This is a genomic window from Microbulbifer agarilyticus, assembly GCF_020171345.1.
Classification (GTDB): Bacteria; Pseudomonadota; Gammaproteobacteria; order Pseudomonadales; family Cellvibrionaceae; genus Microbulbifer; species Microbulbifer agarilyticus_D.
The window spans coordinates 124,038-148,417 of sequence record NZ_JAIUZM010000005.1 but is presented as its reverse complement, the minus strand read 5'-3'; the positions used below and the strand labels follow the sequence as shown (position 1 = coordinate 148,417).

Here is a 24,380-nt window from a genome sequence, read left to right as displayed (position 1 = left end):
ATGATTGACCCCGTCGACGCCGCCAGCCAGGACGTCGCCCACGAGCGCCTTGCGGCACTGGATCTTGGCTCGAATAGCTTCCATTTACTGCTCGCAGAATTTCGCGATCAGCGTATGGTGCGACTGCACACCGATCGCGCCATGGTGCGTCTGGCGGAAGGGTTGGGCGCCGACCGCAGTCTCGATCCGGTAGTGGCGGAGCGTGCACTGGAGGCCCTGCGGCGTTTCGCGCCGGTGATCCAGGACCTTCCTCAGGACAAAGTACGCGTAGTGGGCACTAACACACTGCGTGCGGCCAGCACCCGCGCCGACGGTTTTCTCGAAGAGGCCGAATCGATTCTCGGCGCCCCCATTGAAATCATCTCGGGCATCGAGGAGGCGCGCCTCATCTACTCAGGGGTTATGGCTGCCGCAGAAGGCCCCCCCTGCCTGCGCTGTGTGGTCGACATCGGCGGTGGCTCCACCGAGCTGGTACGGGGCATGGAAGTCCCGCGGCAACTGCAAAGTGTCAATATGGGCTGTGTGGCTTTCAACCGCCGTTTTTTCAGCGACGGTAAAATCGATGGCGGCAAGCACAACAATTTTATCCGTGCGCGCCGCGCCGCCCAGGCAGAACTGCAGGAGCTGCAGCATATCGCCGACGATGCCCTGGTGATGGGCGCATCCGGTACCGTGAAGTCGGTCTCACGGGTGTTAAACGATGGCGAGCTACTGCCAATCGTGCGCGAGGACATCGACGCTTTGGCGGATAAAGTCGCCAAATACAAAACCGTCGAAAAAATCGAGCTGCCCAATCTCGACCCTGAGCGCCGCCCGGTATTTGCCGCTGGTCTTGCCATACTGCACGGTATATTTCGCGAGCTGAATATCCAGGAAATGCATATATCGCCCTACGCGATTCGCGAAGGTATCGTCTACGATCTAGCGGGCCGCGCCCACGGCGGTGATCGACGCGCGGATACCGTCGAAAACCTGATGGAGCGCGGTGAGATTGACCGCGATCAGGCAAAACGCGTAGCCAATACCGCACTGCAATGTTTCGGCCAGTTGAATCCGCACGCACAGGTCAGCCAGCGGCGCCTGCTGCACTGGGCCGCTGACCTGCATGAACTCGGCCTGGTATTGTCGCACAGCAGTTTCCGCAAACTCGGTTCCTATATGATCGAGCACGCGGACATGGCCGGGTTTAGTAAAAGTGAACAGGAAAACCTGGCCTACCTGGTGCGCAACCAGCGCGGCGATATTAAAACGGTGCGTGAACACTATGGGTTCCATCCCAACAATGATCTGTTGCTGTGTCTGCGCCTCGCCTGCATCGTGCACCGGGATCATGTGGATCGTGCCATCGATAGCCTGCAGCTCTCCGCAGATGGTCCTGGCTATCGACTGCTGGTCCCTGAAGACTGGTTATACACCCACCCGGCCATTGAGGATCTCCTGCAAATGGAGGTCGAGTGCTGGGCAGAAAAATCAATAAAAGTGAAACTGATTTCCTCGTGACTACTGACACCGCAAGCAGTCTCAAGCTGCAGCACCATTACGCAGACCTGGGGCCGGTATTTGGCACCCCCACATCGCCCACGCCACTGGAAAACCCCCGCACTTTCCACGTGAACCCATCGGTAATCGCGCTGCTGGGACTGCCTCCGGGAAGCGTCGAAGATCCCGCGTGGGCGGAACTCACCAGCGGCGCCAAGCTGTTTCCGGGCAGTGTGCCATTTGCCATGAAATATACCGGTCACCAGTTTGGCAGTTACAATCCCGACCTCGGCGACGGCCGTGCGCTGCTGCTTGGCGAGGTAGAGCATCAGGGACAACGCTGGGACCTGCACCTCAAGGGTGCGGGGCAGACACCCTATTCGCGATTTGGCGATGGCCGCGCAGTATTGCGTTCAACCATTCGCGAGTATCTCGCCGGTGAGGCGCTTACCGCGCTGGGGATCCGCAGTACTCGCGCACTGAGTATTGTTGCCAGCAGCGAACCGGTAGTGCGGGAAAAAGTGGAAACCGGCGCGGCGCTGATTCGGGTGGCCGAGAGCCACATCCGCTTCGGCCATTTCGAATATTTGTTTTACACCCGCCAGCTCGAGGCACAACACAAGCTGGTCGAGCATGTGTGCGCGCAGTTTTTGCCAGAAGTGAGCGGGCACCCGGTGCAAGAACAGGCGGAGGCGTTGCTGCGCTTTACCGTGCGACGCAGTGCCGAGCTGGTGGCCGGCTGGCAGTCCGTAGGCTTCGCCCACGGCGTGCTGAATACCGACAATATGTCGATGATCGGCGACACCTTTGATTTCGGCCCCTACGGTTTTCTGGACGATTACGAGCCCGGGTTTATCTGCAACCATTCTGACCATACCGGGCGCTACGCGTTTGACGCACAACCCGGCGTGGTGCTGTGGAACCTGAATGCACTGGCTCACGCATTATCCAGCTTACTGGACACCGAGACCCTGAAGGACTGCCTGGGCCAGTACCAGCCCCTGCTGATCGATTTCTTCGCCGAGCGCATGCGACGCAAACTCGGGCTCGCCCTTGAAGACGAGGGCGACCAGCAGCTGTGTGCAGATCTGCTGCAGATTCTGGAGACGGGACAGGTGGATTACTCGCTGTTCTTCCGCACCCTGAGCCATTACTGCGGCGAACGGCCGGCAGCGAGCCTGCACGCTCTGGTCGCCCCGGTGCAACACCAGGCGCTGGACGATTGGCTGTCCCGTTACGACCAGCGCCTGCAAAAGGAGCAGCGATCGGCAACGGAACGGAGCCACGATATGCTGCGTACCAACCCCAAATTTGTGCTGCGCAATTATCTTGCCCAGCGGGTAATTGAGGCCGCCGAGGCGGGAGACTACGGGCCACTGGTAACCCTGTTCACCCTGCTGCAATCACCGTTTGATGAACACAGCAAGCACGAAGAGTGGGCCGCCCCGCCACCGGAGTCCGGCAAACATCTGCCGATCAGCTGCTCTTCGTAACAAGAATAGGCTCGCGCCAAACAACGCTCGCTCCGATTCAGCGGGCCAAAGGATAGGTTCTACACTCTCTACAACAAGGTAAATATCCCAATGCGGAGCGTGACCTGAAAACATGTTATGGTCAGCTTTGATTACTTGCGATGGAAGCTCTTATGAAAAAACATTTCCTGGCCATAACCGCCGTATTCACCGCCCTGCTGCTCAGCACTCAGCTGGCTTTTGCCGATGTGGTGGGACGCTGGAAAACCGTGGACGACGAAACCGGACAAGCCAAGTCCATCGTGGAAATCTACGAGAAAGGCGGCAAATACTACGGTCGCGTGGTGGACCTGCTGATGAGGCCGGACGACACCGTATGTGAAGCCTGCCCCGGCGCCAACAAAGGCAAGAAAGTCGTTGGCATGGACATCATCACCAACATGGTGAAAAAGGGCGATGTGTACGAAGGCGGCCAGATTCTCGACCCCACCAAAGGCAAGGTCTACGACTGCAAGATGTGGGAAGAAGGCGGCAACCTGATGGTGCGCGGCTACCTGGGTTTCTTCTACCGCACCCAGACCTGGTACCCGGCGGACTGATTAGCACGGCCAATTAGTACCAAAGAAAAAGGAGGGCCTGAGCCCTCCTTTTTTATGCCTGTAGATCGGTATCTGCGGGTTATTTTCGTTCCACTTCCACCTTATCCACTTTCTGGAAACCGCGCGGCAGTTTGTTGCCGCGGCGGCCCCGCTCACCCTGGTAGTGCTCCAGCTCGGAGATCTTGATGCGCGTGTGGCGTTTACCGGCGTGAATCAACAGCTGATCCTTGCCTTCGAGCACCGCAATTCCCACCAGTGTCTCTTCGCCACTGGCAGCGCGCGCAGCCGGGATGTTGATGATCTTGTTACCCTTGCCCTTGGACAGCTCCGGCAGTTCGGACACCGGGAACACCAGCATGCGTCCTTCGCTGGTCACTGCCGCGAGCAGCGCTTCGTCGGGATTTTCGATCTCCTGCGGCGGCAACACACTGGCGCCCTTGGGTAGGGTCAACATGGCCTTACCGGCCTTGTTGCGCGATTGCAGGTCGGCGTATTTGGCAATAAAGCCGTAGCCCGCATTACTCGCCAGCAGGACTTTCTGATCGTCCGCGCCCATCAACAGGCCTTCAAAGGTGGCACCGGAGGGCGGATTAATGCGCCCGGATACCGGCTCACCCTGGCCCCGTGCAGATGGCAGGGTGTGTGCGGCAATGGCGTAACTGCGCCCGCTGCTGTCGAGTAACAGCGCAGGCTGGTTACTCTTGCCGCGGGCGGCAAAACGGAAGCCGTCGCCGGCCTTGTAGCTGAGCGATTCCGGATCGATTTCGTGGCCCTTGGCCTGGCGAATCCAGCCCTTGGCCGACAGCACTACGGTAATCGGGTCAGAAGACAGCAACTCAGTCTCACTGAAGGCCTTGGCTTCGGCGCGCTCGACGATAGGCGAGCGACGGTCGTCGCCAAACTCTTTGGCGGCTTCCAGCAATTCTTTCTTGATCAGGGTCTTGAGGCGACGCGCGCTGTCCAGGGTCTTGGTCAGCATGTCGCGCTCTTTCTCGAGCTCCGCCTGCTCACCACGGATTTTCATTTCCTCGAGGCGCGCCAACTGGCGCAACTTGGTGTCGAGTACGTATTCCGCCTGCACCTCGGACAGTTCGAAGCGGCGCATCAGCTCCTGCTTCGGCTCCTCGTGGGTGCGGATAATCTCGATTACCTCGTCGATATTGAGGAAAGCGATCAACAAGCCATCCAACAGGTGCAGGCGCTTCTCGACCTTTTCCAGGCGGAACTGCAGGCGGCGTCTTGTTGTAACGGTACGGAAGCTCAACCACTCAGACAGGATCTTGTCGAGGGATTTGACCTGCGGGCGACCGTCAATGCCGATCATGTTGAGGTTGACCCGGTAGCTCTTTTCCAGGTCGGTGGTGGCAAACAAGTGGTTCATCACCTGCTCCAAATCCACACGGTTGGACTTGGGCACAATCACCAGGCGGGTAGGATTTTCATGGTCTGACTCGTCACGCAGGTCACCCACCATCGGCAGCTTTTTCGCCTGCATCTGTGCGGCAATCTGCTCCAGCACCTTGGAGCCACTGGCCTGGTGCGGCAGCGCGGTGATCACGATATCGCCGTCTTCCTTGGTCCACACCGCACGCATTTTCACCGAGCCCTTGCCGGTCTCGTACATCTTGTGGATATCCGCGCGCGGCGAAATGATCTCCGCCTCGGTGGGCATATCCGGGCCGTGGATAAACTCGCACAGGTCACTCACCGTGGCCTTGGGGTTTTCCAGCATGTGTATGGTGGCATTGACCACTTCACGCAGGTTGTGCGGCGGAATGTCCGTGGCCATGCCCACCGCAATACCGGTGGTACCGTTCAACAGGATATTCGGCACCCGTGCCGGCAACACCGCCGGTTCGTCCATGGTGCCGTCAAAGTTCGGCTGCCAGTCCACGGTGCCCTGGCCCAGCTCGGACAGCAGTACCTCGGAGTACTTGCCCATGCGCGATTCGGTGTAACGCATCGCCGCGAAAGACTTGGGATCGTCCGGGGAGCCCCAGTTACCCTGGCCATCCACCAGCGGATAGCGGTAGCTGAACGGCTGCGCCATCAGCACCATGGCTTCGTATACGGCGCTGTCCCCGTGCGGGTGGTACTTACCGATCACGTCGCCCACGGTACGGGCAGATTTCTTGTATTTGGCGCTGGCTTTGAGGCCCAGCTCGCTCATGGCGTAGACGATACGGCGCTGTACCGGCTTCAAACCATCACCGATATTCGGCAAGGCGCGGTCCAGAATCACGTACATGGAGTAGTCCAGGTACGCCTTCTCCGTGTAGTCCGCCAGGTGCTGGCGCTCGGAAGCTTCGTAGACTGAGGGCTCGGTCATACTGCGAGAGTCTCGTTATTCTGTTGGGGACAGGTAAATATAAGAGGGGGATTATGGCCGACACAGACGAGCGGTTCAAAGATCCTGTCCACATCTGCAGCAGTTTGCAGGTGGCGGGGGAATGCGGCTAAATACGCAGCGACTCTCAAGTTCAGCCCAAACTAGACCCAAATCAGGCCCAAACCAAGCCCTAACAACCGCGGTAACTCGCGCCGCCACCGGTATGGAAACCACTTATGCCCGCGCTCTTCGCCTTCCTGCACCACCTTGCGTTCCTGGCCCTCGCGGTCACCCTGACGGTACAGCTGGTGGTCCTCGGGCAACCTCTCACTGTGCAGAGCGCGCGCAAACTAGGGATTGTGGACCGAATCGTGGGGGCGTCCGCCGTGGCCCTGCTGATTGTCGGCCTACTGCGTGTGTATCACTTTGAAAAGGGCGCTGACTACTATTTCCACAATGCGGCGTTTCACGCGAAGCTGGCTCTGTTCGCCCTCGCCGCTACCCTGTCGGCCATCCCCACCCTGCAATTTCTCGCCTGGCGCCGGGAAATTGCCCGCGGGCAGCAGCCACAACTGCCGGAACGGCGCCGCCGCTGGCTGCGTATTATCGTTCACACCGAGCTAACGGCACTGGTTGGCATGGCCCTGTGTGGCGCGCTTATGGCCAAGGGCATCGGTTACTTTGGCTGAGGTTGGCTGAGGTCGCCTGCCCCCCCTGCGCACCAAGCGCGGTGCCATGAGGCATCCAAACCCCACAATTTTCGTACCAGAGCAAAACACCAACTATTCTGACCTCAGATACTGCTCACAGGTGCACGGGTGAAAAGACTCCGACTGATCCTTGGCGATCAGCTCAATCACAACCACTCCTGGTACCGCGATGATGATGCCGACACCTGGTACTTCATTGCGGAAATGCGCCAGGAAACGGATTACGCCAGGCACCATATCCAGAAGGTAGTGGCATTCTTTGAGGCCATGGCCGAGTTTGCCGCGTGGCTTAAAGCCCGCGGTAAAAATGTTATCCACTATCCCCTGGATCACCCCGAAAATACACAGAACCTCGGTGCCAATATCGCCGGGCTCATCGCCAAGCATCACTTTGCCTGCTTTCAGTACCAGCTGCCTGACGAATACCGGCTGGACCAACAACTCAAACAGCTCGCCGATGACCTGAGTATTGCCACCGAAGTATTTGATAGCGAGCATTTTCTCACCGAGCGCAATACCCTCAGCGAGTTCTTTGCAGGCAAGAAATCTCTGTTGATGGAGAGTTTCTACCGTCACATGCGCAAGCAGTACAACATCTTGCTCACCAGCGAGGGGGAGCCTGAGGGCGGAAAGTGGAATTTCGACCAGAGCAACCGCAAGAAATGGACCGGCCAGCCAGAAATCCCTCACGAACGCGGCTTCCGCAAAAACGTTACCGCAACTGTCGCGCGCCTGGCACATTGCGGTGTTGAAACCATCGGCGCTATCGACCCGCAGCAATTCAGCTGGCCCACTTCGAGGGAAGATGCACTGGCGGTGCTGCGGCATTTTTGTAGTGCGCTACTACCCCACTTTGGTGATTATCAGGATGCCATGCACGATCGCGAGGTATACCTATTCCACAGCCGCCTCAGTTTCGCGCTGAATAGTAAGCTGCTGCACCCACAGGAAGTGATCGATAAAGCCATCGCGCACTGGCGTGCACACCAAGCTGAAATCGACATAAGCCAGATCGAGGGATTCGTTCGACAGATTCTCGGCTGGCGAGAATATATGCGGGGCATCTACTGGAAAGCGATGCCCGACTATCGCCGCTGCAATCGCCTGCACAACCACAGGCCGCTACCCGAGTTTTACTGGAGCGGTGACACGCAAATGAACTGCCTGCACCACGCCATCCGCAACAGCCTGGACAATGCCTATGCCCACCATATTCAGCGGCTGATGATTACCGGCAACTTCGCGCTGCTGGCACAGGTGCACCCGGACCAGATAGAGGCCTGGTACCTGGGTATTTATATCGATGCCATCGAGTGGGTGGAGATGCCCAACACCCGGGGCATGAGCCAGTTTGCCGATGGCGGTCTGGTGGCCACCAAGCCCTATGTAAGCAGCGGCAGTTATATTCACAAGATGAGTAATTACTGCGAGTCGTGCCGGTACAATGTAAAAGAGCGCACCAGCGACGATGCCTGTCCGTTTAACAGCCTGTACTGGCACTTTATCGCAGAGAAGCGCGAGCTACTGGCCCACAATCCGCGCATGTCAATGATGCTGCATCAACTGGACAAGATGTCTGATGCCGATCGCAAAGCCCTGTGTACACGTGCCAAGAAGATCATACAAAAACCGGATGCATTCTAAGTCTTTTTGTCGATTACTAAAACGGACAGCAATCCGCTAGTTCGGGAGTTCCACCCGCGGTGCGCTGCTATCAGTACCGATATAGTCTGGTGCACACTGGATAAAATCTCTCTGACTGAGCCCGGCCTCAATCAAAAATAACTGTACGTTGCGACTGCGGCGTTTGGAAAGTTCCAGAAGTTCTTCACGCATACCGCGCGGCGGATCGCGGTAGAACTCACGGACGGTTTCGCCAGATACCGCCAGCGCCTGTGCTTCATGGGGAAACATCACGCGCAAGTCCTGTGTGGTGGCCACGCCACAGATTCCGGGCCGCGCTTTCGGGTTGTCCTTCAAAGTACTCACCATACTGTTTAGCTCTGACATCGCCTCGCTGCTCAGTTGGTCGCTTCCCGGCGCAAACAGCAGGTCATCGAAGCGCTCCGCGCGGAAGCGGTCCCAGGCCAGTTTGGCGAGACTGTAAAAGCCGATCGGGGTAAAGTAGGCGAACAGCGACTCGAGAATCGCCCGTTGCAACAGCTCGCTGAAGACAAACTGGAAGTTAAAGTCTGGATCGTTCAGGTCACCGGTCACTGGCATTTTGATACGCACGTCGCCATTGCCGTCTTTTAGCAAAGCCAGGGCAAAACTGAGAGGTATAAGGCTTCTTTTCACCTCGAGATGGTCCGTATCCTCTACTCGGCGCACTTTGATTTTTTCCAGCCCCATTTTCGCCAGTGCATCGAGCTTGTTATTCAATACGGAGAGCGTGAGTAGGGCATCCAGCTGCCCCTGCTGAATTTTGTAGCCAAGCAGGCGGGCCATATACGGTGTGGCCGGAATCAGTTTGGCACCCTCGACATACCCCAGCAGGCCACCGTCCCAGTGATTGTTGTCACGCAGGTTAATATGACCCGCCACATGCATTTCACTAAAGCCGCCGGGGCTGGCCCGCAAGATCAGGGTTGCCGCCGCATCTTCATAGTAATTACTCGCGCCACGCAACAACACGTTGATATGCCTGATGGGTAATTTTGCGTGATAGTGTTCGCTTTCATCGAGCCACAGGAACGCGCCCTGGTCGATATAGACCTCGCGGATCCGATAACGAAAGCGGTTGGCCTCACGGGCAAGATCGCCGCGCCGATACTTGTAGCGATCGGCCTCGGGCGTGCGGTCACGAAACCGCTCCCAGGCACCGAGGTCCCCTTCGATACCGCGTGCCAATATACTGCGTGGTCTGAGCAAATTGATGCTATCGATTGCCAGGTGCTTTTCTGCTGGCAGATATTCGAAACGGGCGAGGCTCAGGTGCTGAATTTGTGTGTTCCACTGGTAGTTCACAAACTCCGGGGCTCTGGGGTTCCGCTGGAACAACTTGCTGTTGGCAACTTCCAGGGACAGGACACCCGTGCGCTCTTTGGCATAGGTCACCTGCCGGGCTTCAGCAAACTCCAGCTCCAGCAATCGATCACCGCTGGTGTCATTGATACCCAGGCGATGGAACTGCGCCATATCCAGAACCAGCTCGCGGTGGGCAAAGTCGAAGCGCCCTGAAGCATTGAAGTCCCGTAACTCCAGACAATAGCGCACACCAGGCACATAGCCTTCGGGCAGACAGCCGTTTACCTGCCCAAGGTGCAGGTTTTCACTCACTAGCTGCCCGTCGCCAAACCCCAGCAGGTCCGCTTGCAGTGACTCCACCATTAACAGCGGTGCGGGTAGCCCCCCGGGAAAGTCCGATTGAGTCACACGTAATCCGTCTACGGATACATGGCGAAGATTGCGCATGGACTGGGCATTGCGAAAGTCACTCAATTGCATGCGATGCCCGCTGTGCAGCGCAATGGTTCCCACGTCAAAGCAGGGCGCCAGGGATTTTTCTGCAAAACGCATTTCCGGTAAGCAGCCGCTTAAACCGGTGATTTCTCCCTCAGCGACCGCCAGAGTACCCGCCGCTACAACCAGTTCGTCGACATCCAGATAGTCAAAACCAACCCGTCGATTCTCTCCCTGGTTCAACGCGAAATCACTGACGGTGATATGCCCGCTACTGCGGAATGCAACATCCGCTTCGCCCATCACCAGAGTCTGCTCGCCGGGGACCTGTAGTCGCCCGACTCGCATACAGGTTTTCGAACGACTGCCTTTACTCCCGCCCGATGGCAGGCAACCGGCCCCTCCCTGTGCGTCGAGATCGGCAACCCGCAGCCGACCGCCACCGGGCCACGCCAATCCGCGCCATTGCAGATACGCCAGCTCCAGCGACGGTTTCTGATTCAGCGCCGGTAACAAACGCAATTGATTCGCCTGTAGCGGCCCCAGTCGCAAACGCTCGTTACCACCGCTTGCGTCAGCCCCGCCAGCAAGGGAGATCAAGTTATCGCCGGTCAGTGCGATCACGCCCCAATCGAGGCAACCCGCCCAGAATGCGGTATTGTCACTGCGCAACGGCGATGCAGCCAACCAGTCTTTCGGCCCGCAACCGCGCAGTGCGTTAAGGCGTAAATCTGTCAGGTTGAGCGCCAGCGACCGTCGCCCGCCCATCTGTACAAAACCCACATTCGCTATGGTCAGTTGCGCCAGGTCCAACTGCGGTGGATCAGACGGGTTGCCGTACAACGCCAACTGCCCAATGGTGATGCCGTCGCCACGGGAGGATAGATCGCGACTGCGCAAACACTGGGGTAATCCCCGCTCGGAATCGGCCGTGTCGGGCCAGCAAATGTTGATGCTCGATGCCTGCAATGCATCGAAGTTCCAGTCCGCCCGTGCAAAAGCGACAGGGGGCAAGTCCACACGCATGGAAAGGCTGGACAGGTCGCGAATATCCGCGGTGAAGTCGCTGCTTTGGCCCGTGAGAGAAAAGCGCGCCAGCGCGAGCTGGTTCAGGTCCGCAAAAAAGCGGTCACCCCAATATTTCAACGTAAAGGTGTCACCGGTACCCAGCGCCTGTAACTCGGCACAACGTTCCGACGACAGGCAAAAGGCCGCGCCGGCGAGGGACGCCCCTGGCAGAGTGACATGTGCCATCGCGGGCTGAGACTGGAGCCGAATTTCCGCTTCCGGGAGCGCCAGGCTGGCCAGTGACAAAAGCGATTCACCACTGGCACTGCTGACGATCGCGTGATCCAGATTCAGCGCTGCAGCATCCAGTTTGAAGCGAAAGGCACTATCCGCTGGCTGATCACCCTGCGGCATGCGGGCGCGACGCTCAAACGCTAGATTCAACGGCTGCAGCTGTTGCAAATTGCGAATATCAAAGCAGCTGGGAATACCCTGCCCGTCGGGTACGCCCCCTTTCACATCCTCTCTGGTATCGTCCCTGGCATTTTCCGCGGCGACCAGTAGCTGCCAGGACCTGGGCAGGCAGCCTTGCAGACTCTCCAGGGCTATCGCGTCCAGCTCCAGTTGCGTGCTACTGGTGCGCAGGTGCTTGCCGATGGCGGCGGTTTCGCCACTAGCCTGCGCGGCTGAGTCCGCACTTTGCGCCGCTTCGTTCTGCAATACGCCTTTTTCGCTGCCGTCGTCACTGCTAATCAGCTCCGTCGCGGTATAGGCGGTGTCGTCGCTTCCCCACCAGAATTCCTCACCGAGGGCGAAGTATTCGCCCGGCTCGAGCAGGTCGTTACCCCGCTTGAACAAGCCTGGCCCAGCGCGTAACTGGGTGAGAACCAGGCCGGTTTGTTGCTCAGTTGTTGCCGCCAGATGATCGTCCAGCACCAACTCGTCGAGGGAAAACTCCCCGAGGATGACATAAGGGGAAGCGGGCATATCGTCTGCGCCGCCGTGACGCTGCCCTCCGTCATTCTGGGCACCTTCCCCCTGTTTACCAGCATCGTCGGTAGTGGAGTCCGCACGAAATATAAAATTTCCGGCGCCATTCAGCGCCACTAACCGGGCGCACAGTGGCGAAATCCGATCCGGTAGCAAGCTAGCGGGCGCGCATCCGGACAGGGACTGCAGTGAAAAGTCGTCGGCAAGCACTTCTTTTTTGTCTGGCGTGATCTGTAACCGCGCCCAGTCGAGTTGCATTAACTCTGCACCATCCCCCAGGCGAGGGCGCGCACTGCCCGTGGAAACTTGCTGCAACCGTTGTTCAAACTGAACATGCGCAAGAGAAAACGGCCCACTCTCAAGCGCCCATGCCTGCACCGGCCAACCATTGCGGGCGACCTTGCGTGGAAACTGCATGGAAAACACTTCTTGAATACTGAGCTGAGACAGGTTCACACACTGGTCGGGGGTATCCCAAAGCGCCCCAGGCAAGCATCCGTTTGCCAAATCCAGTGACGTATCATTCAGGCCGAGGCGACGGGTTTTGTTGCGATACTGCAATGCGCCAATATGCAGCTCGTTAATTTTCAGTGGCTCCGGATGGGGAGCCTTGCCCACCAGATCTTCGATCTCGCCTGCGGACAGCACCCCGTCATTGATATCCATGCCAAAGCCGTCACTCCAGGCGAAACGCGTAGCCTGTGGCAGGTTCAGAGTGCCCGCCGTGACGCAATAATGCTGAGTGTCGTTGCGCCAGGCACTCGGGCACCAGGAGAAGCGCTGTGCGATACCACTCTGCCATGCCAGTGTCTTGTCTGGTCGCACGTAATCGAAATTGTTGATGGCGATACTTTCAGCACGCCAATTGGGCAGCTGCCGATTTTGATAGCGCAGTCGCACCTCTTCCCCACTCAGTTGGTGCCAAGATATTTCACCCTGTTTGCCGAATGAAAACTGCCCGCGCTCCTCGAGATCCAGTCGACGCGCACTGGCGCAATGCCCACTGATACGATTCAGTGCGGGTACCGCCTCCGCCCAGCGTGCAGGTGAACAGCCCGCAAACTTGCGCGCCTGGGTATCGGCCATGGTGAAGTGGTTACCGGGCCGGTCAAACAGGACGTCACGCGTCTGCAAATGTACCAGCGCAACAATTGGATCATCTTCTGCAGACGGTCGGCGTGCAGCATCCTCCGCGGGGGGCTGGTAGCCGAGGCTGTATTGCGAAACCGTGCCGGGCCGCTCATCCCACGCGAGCACATTGTCCAGCACCATCTCATCGGTGCCAATGTCGAAATTTAGCGGCTCTTGGGCCTCGCGAAATGCGTTGACAAAGAATTCCTTAACCGACATTTTTCCAATGCGGAAGCAGGTTGGGCTGGTCCACTGGGGACGATGGAGGTAGCAGACCACGCTGTCGTGCACCGTGGCGTTGGCCCATTCCAGGCGCCAGCTTTTCGCGCGCTTGGGGCCCTCTTCCAGCCTCCAGCCACCTATCTCCCACACGCGCCCATGTATTTTCCCCGGGTGGGATTCCAAATCCATGTAGCCGCCGTGCAAGTCCATCTGCCGTACGCGGATTTTGCCGCGCAGCAGGGCCCACCAACTGAGACCGAGGGACATTTCGCGGACACGAAAGCCGCGCTCAGATTCGTTGCGCATTTCTACGTTGCGCAAGTGCGCGTGAAGACGCGGCAGCGACACATTCACATACTCAATACGCGCTTCGAGTCCCCGCGCCTGCAGCCAGCGCTGCACCATACCGGGCACAAGGATCGAGACAAAAAGATTCAACACCGCCACAACCACGAGCAGAATCACCAGCGTCCACAGCAGTCGGTGTATACCTCTGCCTGCAGGCTGCCGAGTCGGCGATACGGGTGGTGAATTGGACGTTGGTTTGGACATCAAATCTCAGCGCATAAAGGATTCAGCACAATGCCCACCATTTATTGGCGAATTCTGGTGAGGAGTTGCGGGCTCTATACATTAAAGACCAGAGAGCCACGTGCACATGTCGTGTCAGGCAACCGAAAAAGCATTTCTTGCCGCGTTATTTTCCCTGCAATGGGCAAAACACCTGTGTCGCGAAAATTCCGGCGGCAAAAGCGTCGCGGCAAAGTCCACAAAACGTGCTATTCCACCCACGCCCATTACACTGTTTATATTTCAATCAAATTGGCACAAATGGTTGCAGCGCACACAAGCCAATGTGCGATCGGGTAGGCAAGAAGCAACAGGGACGCGCCGGAAATATGCAAAAGCAAACTCACTGTCAGGATCTGGTACTGATCGGCGGCGGCCATAGCCACCTGGTACTTTTGCAACAGTGGGCCAAGCGACCACTCCCCGGCGTACGCCTGACACTCGTCTCACCACAGGTGCAAAGCCCCTACTCACCCATGGTGCCCGGCTTGATTGCCGGACATTACAGCCACAGCGACATCCATATTGATCTGCCGAGGCTATGCCGCGCCGCCGGTGCGCGTTTTATTCACGCCTGCGCGCACAATATCGATCCACTGGAAAACCGCGTGTCGCTGCTGGGCCGTCCTGACCTGGCCTTCGATTTTCTGTCACTGGCCGTAGGTGCATCGCCATGCCACGACATTCCCGGTTCGGAACTTGCGGTACCGGTAAAGCCGATCGGCCAGTTCTATCGCTACTGGGAGCAACTCAAGCAACAGATACAGCGCAAGCACCAACCTCTGAAACTCGGGATTATTGGTGGCGGTGCCGGTGGCTGCGAATTGGCGATGGCGATCGCCTGCGCACTGGAAGAGCCGCTATACAGCGGTCGCGTGGAGTTGCACCTGGTGCAATCCGGCAGAAAAATCCCCGCCGACTTTCCGCTGCTGGCGCGGCGGTTGGCCGCGCGGGAAATGTCCCGCTTAAAAATCCATGCGCATTCCAATTGGCGAGTGACCGAAATAACCTCACGGGGAATCTATAGTGACGAAGGGCGCTTTATTGCGCTCGACAAGGCCATGCTGTGCACTGAGTCTTCTGCACCACCATGGCTGGCACAGTCTGGCCTGGCCATCGATCAACATGGGTTCGTGCAGGTGGACGATTATCTGCGCTCGATCAGTCATCCACATATTTTTGCCGCGGGTGACGTGGCCGCCACCAGTGCACCGCAACCCAAGTCCTCTCAGGCAGCACAACAACAGGGGCCGACGCTGTTTCACAATGTGCGTGCGGCACTGCAAGATACCCCGCTGAAAGCCTACCGACCACGACCCAGTCGGCTGCAACGTTTGAGCTGTGGCGGCCAACATGCAATTGCCACATTCAGCGGTCTTGCGGCGGTGAGCGCTCTGTTTTGGCATGCAAAAGACAGTGCCGATCGCCGTTTCGTGGATCAGATCAACCATTTACCACTTTCGCGGTTTGTCCGCAGCGGCGACGCCTGCGCGCAAAATCTCGTGAGAGAGAATGCGCTTGGAAACGGCACATTGGGTGTCGATCTGTTTGATCAGGCACTGGCACGACTTGCACAGCCCACCCCAAAAAAGGCAAGTGAAGAAACGGCTATTGAACGCGCGCGCAGCATTGCACTAACCGCCGCCACCAGCGCGCTCGAATTACCCAGCGATAAGCTGCTGGTGCAACACACCGAGCAGCTTTGTGCACCCGTGCAAGATCCATGGTTATTCGGTCGTCTGGCAGCACAGCACAGCCTGTCGCACCTGTTTGCGGTGCAGGCAGAACCTTTTTCTGCGCAGGCACTGGTCACACTGCCAACCCAGCTACCCAACGCGTCGCCTGCACTCGCGAGCCGTGATTTGCAATTGATACTCGACGGAGCGGCGCGGGAACTCAACCAGTATGACTGCGCACTTACCGGCGGGCAGCTTTTGGAAGGGCCTGCGGCGCAAATGGGGCTGACGCTGAACGGCAGCGGCGATCGTGCTTCTCTTGCAGCACGGAACAGCGTGCGCGCAGGCGACTGCCTGATTCTTACCAAGCCGCTGGGTAACGGTGCGCTATTTGCCGCACAGGCGCAGGGCAAGGCGCACGCGCGCTGGTTGCAGCAGGCGCTGGATACCATGCTGCAAAGCAACCTGACCGCAGCCAATATTTTTGTGCGCAACGGCGTGCGCACCATGGCAAGCGTCCATCGCACCGGCCTGCTCGGACAAATACTGGAGATGTTGCACTGGCACCCCCAACCTCTAGATGGGATAGTAAAACCCGCAGAGGTATCCACTCTCGGCGTCAGTGTGCTTACCGATGCGCTGCCATTTCTGACCGGTGCCACTTACTGCGCCGAGCACGCGGTGCTGTCCGACCTGCATCAACACAATGCGCGCAGTTACAAGGCCGTGAAAAACCCCGGGTTCTGGCAAGAAAAACCCCATCTGCCCATGCTGGTGGACCCGCAAATCTGTGGTGGCCTATTAGGAGCGGTACCAGCCGAACATGCGGAGCAATGTATTTCTGCACTGCACGCAGCCGGCTGGCGGCACGCTGCGGTAATCGGTGTTGTGGACACCTTGACCACAGAAAATGATGCGCACGCGCAAACCAGCGCGCAGCCCATTTATCTGGCAAATGGCAGTGACTGGAAGAAGCGTACGGCCAACCGTGCCGCGGTAGTGCTATAGATTTTCTGCTGTGAAAGCACCTGCACCGGCATCGCGCCTGCAATTCCCTTTCTCGCGAGACCATTTCTTCTGTAACCATTAATTGATTGCCAAACGTATATCTTGCGGGGATACTGGCGTCTTCTCAGGTGAGATAGCTACCACGCGATTTCTCTATCTGCCTTTATGCCGGGGCGCCCCGGTGCATTAAAAATATTATAAAACGGGTCACACAGAGCGCTTCGAAGAGCCAGAATTAATAAGCTCTACAGGAAACTCTGTTATGAAAAAAATCGTCATTATTGGCGGCGGCGCCGGGGGACTACAGCTCGCCACCAGTCTTGGACGCCACTTCTCTTTCAGGCGCTTTGGCCGGCGTAACAAATCGCCTGCGGCACAAATAACGCTGGTGGATAAAAACCGCACCCATATCTGGAAGCCACTGTTGCACCAGGTCGCTACTGGCGCACTGGACTCAAGCCTCGACGCCCTCAATTATCAGGTCCACGGTCGCGCCCACGGCTACCAGTTTGAACTGGGCAGCCTGAAATCCCTCGACCGCAAAAACAAAACCGTGGAACTGGCGGAAGTGCACAACGCCGATGGCGCACCACTGGTACCGGCACGCAAACTCGATTACGACTACCTGATAATTGCCCTCGGCAGCCAAAGCAACGATTTTCATACACCCGGTGTGCGCAAGCACTGCCAGTTTCTCGACAGTGCCGAGCAGGCGCAGAAATTTCACAGCCGCCTGCTCGATCAATTCCTGTTGCTCGATAGCCAGGTGGTTAAGTCCGTGCATATCGCCATTGTCGGTGGCGGCGCCACCGGTGTGGAGCTGGCGGCAGAGCTGGTGGATTCGGTACAGGAAATGGGTCACTACAGCCGCATCAAAAATGGCGACCTCAAGGTAACCTTGATCGAGGCCGGCCCCCACCTGCTGCCGGCGCTACCGCCGCGCCTGGGTAACAGTTCGGAAAAGGAGCTCACCAAGATCGGGGTGCGGGTGCTCACCAATACCCAGGTCGCGGAGGCAACAAGCTCTGGCTTTGTAACAAAAGACGAGGACGAAATTCCTGCAGTCATGCGCGTCTGGGCCGCCGGTGTAAAGGCTCCGGATTTCCTGCAACAACTGGACGAGCTGAAGCTCAATCGACAAAACCAGATCGAAGTTGAAGCCACCCTGCGCAGTGTCACCGACCCGGCGATCTTTGCCTTGGGTGATTGCGCCGGCTGTATCGACGGCCACGGGGTGAAGGTGCCGCCGCGCGCACAGTCCGCACAACAGATGTCGAAGACGCTCAGTGAAAACCTGATCCGTCTGGTGGAAGCCGAGGCCAGTAGCGATACCGGCAGCGAGCAAGCAACACTGCAACCGTTTGTGTATAAAGATCGCGGCTCACTGGTGTCCCTCTCCAAGTTCGATGCCGTCGGCAACCTGATGGGAGGACTGGTGAAGGGCAGCCTCACCATTGAAGGCCGACTGGCAGGTGTTGCCTACCGCTCCCTGTATCGCATGCATCTGGCGGCCATACACGGCTGGCCCAAGGCCATGCTTTTGTACATTATCGGCCAAGCTAACCGATTCGTAAGCCCACGGCTCAAGATGCACTAGACCGCCTCTTTGCTGATCTCGTCGCTGCCGGTACCATGGCAGAAATCTCATCAGGTACCGGCGGCACGCGCAGCAATGACCACTTCTCGACTGACTGCATCAACCTTCACCAGCTCAACACTGCTCGCTCTGTCTCTCACAGTAGCAACGGACTCCGCCCATTCCACTGCCGAAGAGCAAGCCACCGGGCTTGAGCAGGTTTCCGTGACCGCTGCGCGGACTCCGCAGCCACTGCTTTCACAACCGGCTTCCGTCAGTATCGTAAACGGGGAACCACTCAGCGCAATCGGCGCGGTGCATCCCAGCCAGGCCCTGTCCTCGGTACCGGGCGTGAATATCAATCGCGGCAATGGCCAGGAAAGCCTGATCGGCCTGCGCTCCCCGGTACTCACCGGTGCCGGTAGCTGTGGCGCTTTTGCGATAACCCAGGATGGTATTCCAGTACGCGGTACCGGCTTCTGCAACGTCAACCAGCTGTTTGATACCCACTTTGAACAGGCCGGCCGTATCGAGGTATTGCGCGGTCCGGGCACGGTGCTGTACGGCTCCGACGCGCAACACGGGGTGATCAACGTGCTGAGCGCGGCCCCGGCGCAGGGTAGCGAGTCCTCAATTGGTATCGAAGGCGGCGCCAACGACTACCAGCGCCTGAAGCTGACACACAACCGGGGCGATGACCAGGGTGGTACGCGTATCGACTTTACCGGTGCCCGCGATGACGGCTACAAGGATGACTCCGGCTTTGATCAGCAAAAACTGCAGCTGCGCAATGACCGACAGTGGCAGGACTGGTCCATCTCGGCACTGCTCAACCTGAGCAATCTCAATCAGGAAACCGCCGGCTACGTGGTGGGCAAAGATGCCTACAAAGACGACGCGCGCAAACGGGAAAACCCCAACCCGGAAGCCTTCCGCGACAGCCAAGCGGCACGGGCACAGGTAAAAATGCAGCGCACCCTGGGTAATGGCGATGAGCTGCAGATCACGCCTTACGCACGCTACACCGACATGGCATTCCTGATGCACTTCCTGCCGGGTACACCGCTGGAGGAAAACGGCCAGAAAGGTCTCGGGGTGCAAACTGCGCTGCGCCAGCAGATTGATCCGGCACTGGCACTGACCAGTGGCGTGGATCTCGAATACACCGCGGGCTGGCTCAAGCAGACCCAGGAGGGCGGCTTCTCGGTATTTCCCGCCGGCAAACACTATGACTACTCGGTGTCCGCAGCGGTCGCGGCCATTTTTTCCCAGGCCGACTGGCAACTGGACGAGCGCACCACCGGTAGCATCGGCGCGCGCGGCGAATACCTGCGCTACAACTACGACAATCACATGATTGCTGGGGACACCCAGGACAATGGCGATATCTGTATCAGCGGATTTACCGGCGCCATTGGCTGCCGCTATTCCCGTCCGGACGATCGCGCGGATGACTTCGCCAACCTGTCACTAAACGCCAGCCTGACCCGGCAGCTGAGCGACCAGCTAAGCGGTGTATTGCGCCTGGCAAGCGGCTTCCGCGCGCCACAGGCCACGGAGTTGTACCGTTTACAGAACGGCCAGACCCGCGCCGAGCTGGATTCCGAATCCATCGACAGTCTGGAAGCCGGTATCCGCCACGCCGGAGAAACGCTGCGCTACAGCCTTACCGGGTTTTATATGGAAAAGTCGGACGTGGTGTTCCAGTCATCTGACCGCCTCAACCTGAGCGATGGCGAGAGCCGCCACTATGGCCTGGAATACGCACTGGATTGGCGCTTCAGCGAAACCTGGCAGCTGGCGGCCAGCGGCACCTTTGCCCGTCACCAGTACACCAGTGACCTGAGCGCGCCGGGGTCGGGCCCCATCGCCAGCGACGGCAACGACATCGATACCGCGCCGCGCTCTATGCACAACCTCAACCTGGCATGGCAGCCGGCCGACACCACCGAGATCGCGCTGCAGTGGCAATACACCGGCGGCTACTTTACCGATATTGGAAACGCCCATCGCTACGACGGTCACCAGCTGCTGCACCTGCGCGCGCGGAAGGCGTTGAGCGACAGCACATCGGTTGGTTTGCGTATCGAGAATCTGGCGGATGTGGATTATGCGGAGCGCGCCGACTACTCCAGCCTGGGCGGTGGTGACCGCTACTTTATCGGCGAGCCACGCAGTGTCTACGCGGACGTAAAGTTCCGCTTCTAACAGAATCAATAATCGCGGTGAGCTTCAGGGCCTGATCACCACAGGCCCGCCGCGGTTGATACCCGGCGCCTTCCAGGTTTCTTCCCAGAACAGTTTCCACTGCATGGGCCAGCTGAGCCCGCAACGCACCTCGCCCTCGGCAAAGCGGTAGTCAATACAGGGTACGTTGATGGCCGGGTTGCCCACCTCGGTAAATTGTGGCTGCCGGTAGCGGTAGTGATCGATTAAATAGCGCAGGCCGTCGTCGATTTCCCGATAACGAAAACGCAGCCGCGTCGGCGTATTGGTCACTCCGGTAAAGCCCTCGCCCTCGCGATACCAGTCCACCAGCTGCCCACGTGCGCCGTAGATACGGGTGGTGGTCAGCAGGCTCTGCTGCTCATCATTGCCATTGAAGGTCGCAATTTCGGTTTCACGCAGCTGGCCGCGGGTGTTGTACCGATAGTTAGTGACCGTGGTCGCCTCGGGGAAGCCGTTGTCATCATTGTCCAGGTTCATTTCCACGCGCAGCAACAGGTCATCGGTGGAATAGCGATAGGTGAAGGTACGGCGGGATTCCACCACACCGTCGGCATCCAGATCGAAGGCCCAGCTTTCCTCGCGCAGCCGCCCACTGCTCTCATATAGAAATTCATAGGTGTTGATGCGGTCCACCTGGCCGTCGTCGTTATCGTCGAAACGCACCGTCTCCCGCAGCAGGCGGGCCCCCGCGCCGTACACATAGAGCACCTGTCGTCGCCGATCGATCACACCGTCCGCGCGAAATTCCACACCGTCGTCTTCGGTTTCCAACACCTCGAAGGGCTGTCCGAGATCGTTATAAAAGTATTCATAGCGCAGGCGACGCTGCACCAGACCGTCGGCATTCCGGTCCGACTCCTCAAGCCGCAGGCGCAGCAAGCCGTCATCGTTGTACAGGCTCTCTATCGCAAAAATCGCATCGACCACCCCACTGAGCGTGAAGTCCTGCTCAAACACATACAGGTCGAGATTGCTGCCCTCGTCGTAGGCAAACACGAAGCGGCGCTGCTCCTCCGGCAGCACACGCCCATCCTGCTCGATGATTTCAATCAAAAAGCCTTCGTCGTTGAAGAAACGCTCGGAGGTGTAAAAGAAATTCACAATCCCGTTCTCTTCGAGATCGGTTTCACGCAATACAAATATCGCCCGCCCCCAATCGTCATAGGTGTATTCCAGACGTTCGCGCCAGCGATCCAGCTCATCGGGAAATAGCGAATAGCGAATATCCCGCGGCAGCCCCAAGTCGTTATAGCGCCACAGGATGCGCTGCTCGATGATATCGTCATCGTTAAAGTCGCGGGTTTCATCGAATGGCACCAGCGTCGGGATCAAGATACCCAGGGCGTCGTAGAGATATAACAGCGGCGCATCCAGCGGCAGCTGATAACGGATTTCAAACTGACTTTTGATCGCCGGCAATGAATCCAGGCCGCGGCGGAAAGGGAAGGCGTATAGGTCGAAATCAAAATTGACACTGTAGCCGCGCAAGTCTGCATTCCAATCGGTCAGGTCAATGCCATTACTCGGGTCCTGGTCGCGGTCGAGGATCAAAAAGAACAGCATCATATTGGAGGCCAGGTCCAGTGCATCCACACGCTGGTGATCCTCCAGCGCCGCACGGAACTCCCACTCCTCGCTAAAAGGTAATGTGCCGGCCAGATTAAACGGACTCATTCTGGGGCGGGCAAGTGCAGCGCCGAGATCGACGCCCCCCAGGGAAAAACGAATGCGCTCCCCCTGCCGGTAACGGAATCGGCCCTTGTCATCGGTGAGGCCGGAAAAACTCGGCGTTTCATAAAACAGGCCTTTGATATCACCAACAAAAATTCCGGTTTTTTCCTCACCGCTATTCGAGGCACTTGTACTGGTCGTGGTGGGTGTCTTGGTGGCACTGGTCGTGGTGGCGCGAGGTGCTTCGCCAGGGCGAGGGACATTGTTGCTGTCGTTGTCGGAACGACACCCGGCAACGCACATGCAAAGAACTAAGGGGATTCCCGCGAGAAAAAGCCAGCGACGAAAATCGACACCCGGTAAAGCGAGCCTGAATGGCACTGGGTACTCCTTGTCGAACTACAACTCAAAAACTCCGTTCGCACCTGAAAAAGTATTGCCGATATCCCCTGTCGCGGCCGCTCCCGTTACGCGGTAATACACCTTTTGACGCAAAATGGCCGATATCCTTTTACCTGCAGATGACCCCGCCGCCGCCGGAAATGAACTTACGTCAGGCAGGCGATAAAAAAAGCCCCCGGCAGCGGCAGCTGGCGGGGGCTTTTTTATTGGGGTGCGTAAGGGAAAATTAGATCTTCCAGGACTGCACCTTTTCCAGTCCATGCTCGGCAACCCACTGGTTCAACTGTTTCGGGTTGCGTTTTTTCTTCTCGATGGTGGCGTTGGTGTATGGGTTGCGGTAGTGACCGGTTTCCAGCTTCGGCTCTGCCGGCTTGTTCGTCGCAGGTTTGCGACCCGCGCGGCGCGGCGCTTCACCATCGCGCTTGAGGGAACGGGCAACGCGTGCCTTCAGGGAGCGCACGTAATCTGGCGCATCATCATCGTTGAGTTGAGAAACCAGCCAGTCAACGATCATTTCGCCACGCGCCGGGAAGAACTCTTCTTCTTCCATATTGTATTCGGCAGCCAGGTTGACCAGTGTTTTGTCAAAAGCGATAACGCCCTGCTTCTTACGTTCGGCCTGCGCCTTCTGCTCCTGCAGCTCCTCGATTTTGGCCTGGTGTGCAGCGATTTGTTGTTCGATCTGATCGTAATCTTGAAACATATATATAGAGCCTCGATATATATTGCGTGTAAACGCCTAGCCTAAATGGCGTGTTTTATTTTGTACTGGTGTGCGGCATGCCGCTTTGATTTGAAGTAGCAAAAAACGAAGAGTACGAAATAATGGGACAAACCCCATATCCTTCGGTTGTATATTTCCCATTGACGCGGCGACCTACCCTGTATTTGCAAACATCCAGTCTTTGCATATACACAAGGCACACCAAATTGCAGTTGGTGCGCCACAGGTGTCACGGATCTTCGGCGGTTTGATCCAGCGAATACTGACAGCCAGACTGTCTCGAAATAGCGGCGATTAACCGAAAAACATTAGCACCCCAAAATATTAACCGACTTGCGTCTAAATATTTATTTTGCAGGATTAAAATAGCCAATCAGGTAAATAGCATTACTAAATCGCAAACCCGAACAAGACAAAAGTAATACCGTTTTCCGATATTTCAAGCATACTTGGGAAATTATTCCCTCGCTGACTCTTCGTTAACGGCACCGTAAACCTCCAACGGTACCTCAGCGAGGGCTGCGCATAATACTGTGTTGATATTCAATAGCCAACCATTGCCCGCTTAATTCGATTTCCTTTTTATATTCGTCGATATGGTTAGCGGGATATTAGCCAGAAGTCGCTAAATGCTTCGCTCTCGCAATTGTCTTCAGACTGCCAAACCACTGTTCTATTCTTTTGCAGAGAACAGGACTATCGCCATCAGGGGATCGAACACATGCGTAAAATACGGGATATCCACCATATGCCCACACTCGCGGCACTGATGACGCCGTTCCCCTATCACATCGATATCGACTCCCCCATCGAAGCCGCCGAATCGTTGATGGAGGAACATCAGGTACATCACCTGCCGGTAACCCGCGATGGCGATCTGGAAACCATTATCTCCCGCGGCGATATTGACCGGGTTCAGTCGCCCGGTCACCGACTGGAGGAGCAGCAGCTGTACGTGCGCGACCTGTGCGCGCGCCGCCCGTATATCGCCGACATCCACGACCCATTAGACAGGATTCTGCTGGCCATGGCGGATACCGGCATCGGCTCGGTGCTGGTGATGAGAGAGGGGGAACTCGCGGGTATTGTCACGGTGACCGATGCCCTGCGTTTTTGCAGTGAGTACCTTACGGACCTGACACAAAAGCCCGGTGACGACATCGCTTGAAATACGTTTTTATA

13 protein-coding genes are annotated in these 24,380 nt (G+C 57.6%); 9 read left to right on the top strand and 4 right to left on the bottom strand.

The features are described from left to right. The 3 genes from LCM31_RS15405 to LCM31_RS15395 all read left to right on the top strand — a co-directional run bounded on the left by LCM31_RS15405 (window position 1) and on the right by LCM31_RS15395 (window position 3,550). A complete protein-coding gene (locus LCM31_RS15405) occupies window positions 1-1,500 on the top strand; it encodes a Ppx/GppA phosphatase family protein (protein ID WP_224871567.1) in 1,500 nt (499 codons plus the stop codon). Then, window positions 1,497-2,972, top strand: coding sequence for a protein adenylyltransferase SelO (locus LCM31_RS15400; RefSeq protein WP_224871565.1), 1,476 nt, complete (start codon window positions 1,497-1,499; stop codon window positions 2,970-2,972). Before LCM31_RS15405 ends, LCM31_RS15400 begins: the two co-directional genes overlap by 4 nt. A 152-nt stretch (window positions 2,973-3,124) precedes the next feature. Continuing rightward, window positions 3,125-3,550, top strand: coding sequence for a DUF2147 domain-containing protein (locus LCM31_RS15395; protein ID WP_224871563.1), 426 nt, complete (start codon window positions 3,125-3,127; stop codon window positions 3,548-3,550). Between the two features lie 79 nt (window positions 3,551-3,629). Here the strand turns inward: LCM31_RS15395 and parC are convergent, their stop codons facing one another. Continuing rightward, entirely contained in the window at window positions 3,630-5,879 is a 2,250-nt protein-coding gene (parC, locus tag LCM31_RS15390; RefSeq protein WP_224871562.1) for a DNA topoisomerase IV subunit A, read from the bottom strand. A 236-nt stretch (window positions 5,880-6,115) separates the two neighbouring features. Here parC and LCM31_RS15385 point away from each other — a divergent pair, with 236 nt between their 5' ends. Next, entirely contained in the window at window positions 6,116-6,568 is a 453-nt protein-coding gene (locus LCM31_RS15385; protein WP_224871560.1) for a DUF2214 family protein, read from the top strand. A gap of 129 nt (window positions 6,569-6,697) precedes the next feature. Then, window positions 6,698-8,233, top strand: coding sequence for a cryptochrome/photolyase family protein (locus tag LCM31_RS15380; RefSeq protein WP_224871558.1), 1,536 nt, complete (start codon window positions 6,698-6,700; stop codon window positions 8,231-8,233). 36 nt (window positions 8,234-8,269) lie between these two features. Here LCM31_RS15380 and LCM31_RS15375 read toward each other — a convergent pair whose 3' ends face one another. Continuing rightward, complete coding sequence (locus LCM31_RS15375) at window positions 8,270-13,894, bottom strand: DUF748 domain-containing protein (RefSeq protein ID WP_224871556.1); 5,625 nt, start codon at window positions 13,892-13,894, stop codon at window positions 8,270-8,272. Window positions 13,895-14,241: 347 nt separating this feature from the next. On the opposite strand from LCM31_RS15375, the gene selD reads away from it, so the two are divergent. The 3 genes from selD (at window position 14,242) to LCM31_RS15360 (ending at window position 20,380) form a co-directional block, all read left to right on the top strand. Next, window positions 14,242-16,596: a selenide, water dikinase SelD gene (selD, locus tag LCM31_RS15370; protein ID WP_224871555.1), complete on the top strand. Its 2,355-nt coding sequence runs from the start codon at window positions 14,242-14,244 to the stop codon at window positions 16,594-16,596. Between the two features lie 262 nt (window positions 16,597-16,858). Next, window positions 16,859-18,193: an NAD(P)/FAD-dependent oxidoreductase gene (locus LCM31_RS15365; protein WP_224871553.1), complete on the top strand. Its 1,335-nt coding sequence runs from the start codon at window positions 16,859-16,861 to the stop codon at window positions 18,191-18,193. A gap of 75 nt (window positions 18,194-18,268) precedes the next feature. Beyond that, entirely contained in the window at window positions 18,269-20,380 is a 2,112-nt protein-coding gene (locus LCM31_RS15360; protein ID WP_224871551.1) for a TonB-dependent receptor, read from the top strand. 24 nt (window positions 20,381-20,404) lie between these two features. On the opposite strand, the gene LCM31_RS15355 is transcribed toward LCM31_RS15360, so the two are convergent. Next, window positions 20,405-22,375 carry a hypothetical protein gene (locus tag LCM31_RS15355; RefSeq protein ID WP_224871549.1) on the bottom strand — a complete coding sequence of 657 codons (1,971 nt, stop codon included), beginning with the start codon at window positions 22,373-22,375 and terminating at the stop codon, window positions 20,405-20,407. A 325-nt stretch (window positions 22,376-22,700) separates the two neighbouring features. Beyond that, window positions 22,701-23,177, bottom strand: coding sequence for a hypothetical protein (locus LCM31_RS15350; RefSeq protein ID WP_224871547.1), 477 nt, complete (start codon window positions 23,175-23,177; stop codon window positions 22,701-22,703). Between the two features lie 742 nt (window positions 23,178-23,919). Here LCM31_RS15350 and LCM31_RS15345 point away from each other — a divergent pair. Then, window positions 23,920-24,366 (top strand): CBS domain-containing protein, encoded by a 447-nt coding sequence (locus LCM31_RS15345; RefSeq protein ID WP_224871545.1) that lies wholly within the window; start codon window positions 23,920-23,922, stop codon window positions 24,364-24,366. Window positions 24,367-24,380 lie beyond the last annotated feature (14 nt).

Excerpts from the sequence above, each read along its gene's own strand:
- LCM31_RS15365 (WP_224871553.1), top strand. The coding sequence starts at position 16,859 with ATGAAAAAAATCGTCATTATTGGCGGCGGCGCCGGGGGACTACAGCTC.
- LCM31_RS15375 (WP_224871556.1), bottom strand. The coding sequence starts at position 13,894 with ATGTCCAAACCAACGTCCAATTCACCACCCGTATCGCCGACTCGGCAG.
- LCM31_RS15355 (WP_224871549.1), bottom strand. The coding sequence starts at position 22,375 with ATGTGCGTTGCCGGGTGTCGTTCCGACAACGACAGCAACAATGTCCCT.
- LCM31_RS15385 (WP_224871560.1), top strand. The coding sequence starts at position 6,116 with ATGCCCGCGCTCTTCGCCTTCCTGCACCACCTTGCGTTCCTGGCCCTC.
- parC (WP_224871562.1), bottom strand. The coding sequence starts at position 5,879 with ATGACCGAGCCCTCAGTCTACGAAGCTTCCGAGCGCCAGCACCTGGCG.
- LCM31_RS15405 (WP_224871567.1), top strand. The coding sequence starts at position 1 with ATGATTGACCCCGTCGACGCCGCCAGCCAGGACGTCGCCCACGAGCGC.
- LCM31_RS15350 (WP_224871547.1), bottom strand. The coding sequence starts at position 23,177 with ATGTTTCAAGATTACGATCAGATCGAACAACAAATCGCTGCACACCAG.
- LCM31_RS15345 (WP_224871545.1), top strand. The coding sequence starts at position 23,920 with ATGCGTAAAATACGGGATATCCACCATATGCCCACACTCGCGGCACTG.
- LCM31_RS15360 (WP_224871551.1), top strand. The coding sequence starts at position 18,269 with ATGACCACTTCTCGACTGACTGCATCAACCTTCACCAGCTCAACACTG.
- LCM31_RS15395 (WP_224871563.1), top strand. The coding sequence starts at position 3,125 with ATGAAAAAACATTTCCTGGCCATAACCGCCGTATTCACCGCCCTGCTG.
- selD (WP_224871555.1), top strand. The coding sequence starts at position 14,242 with ATGCAAAAGCAAACTCACTGTCAGGATCTGGTACTGATCGGCGGCGGC.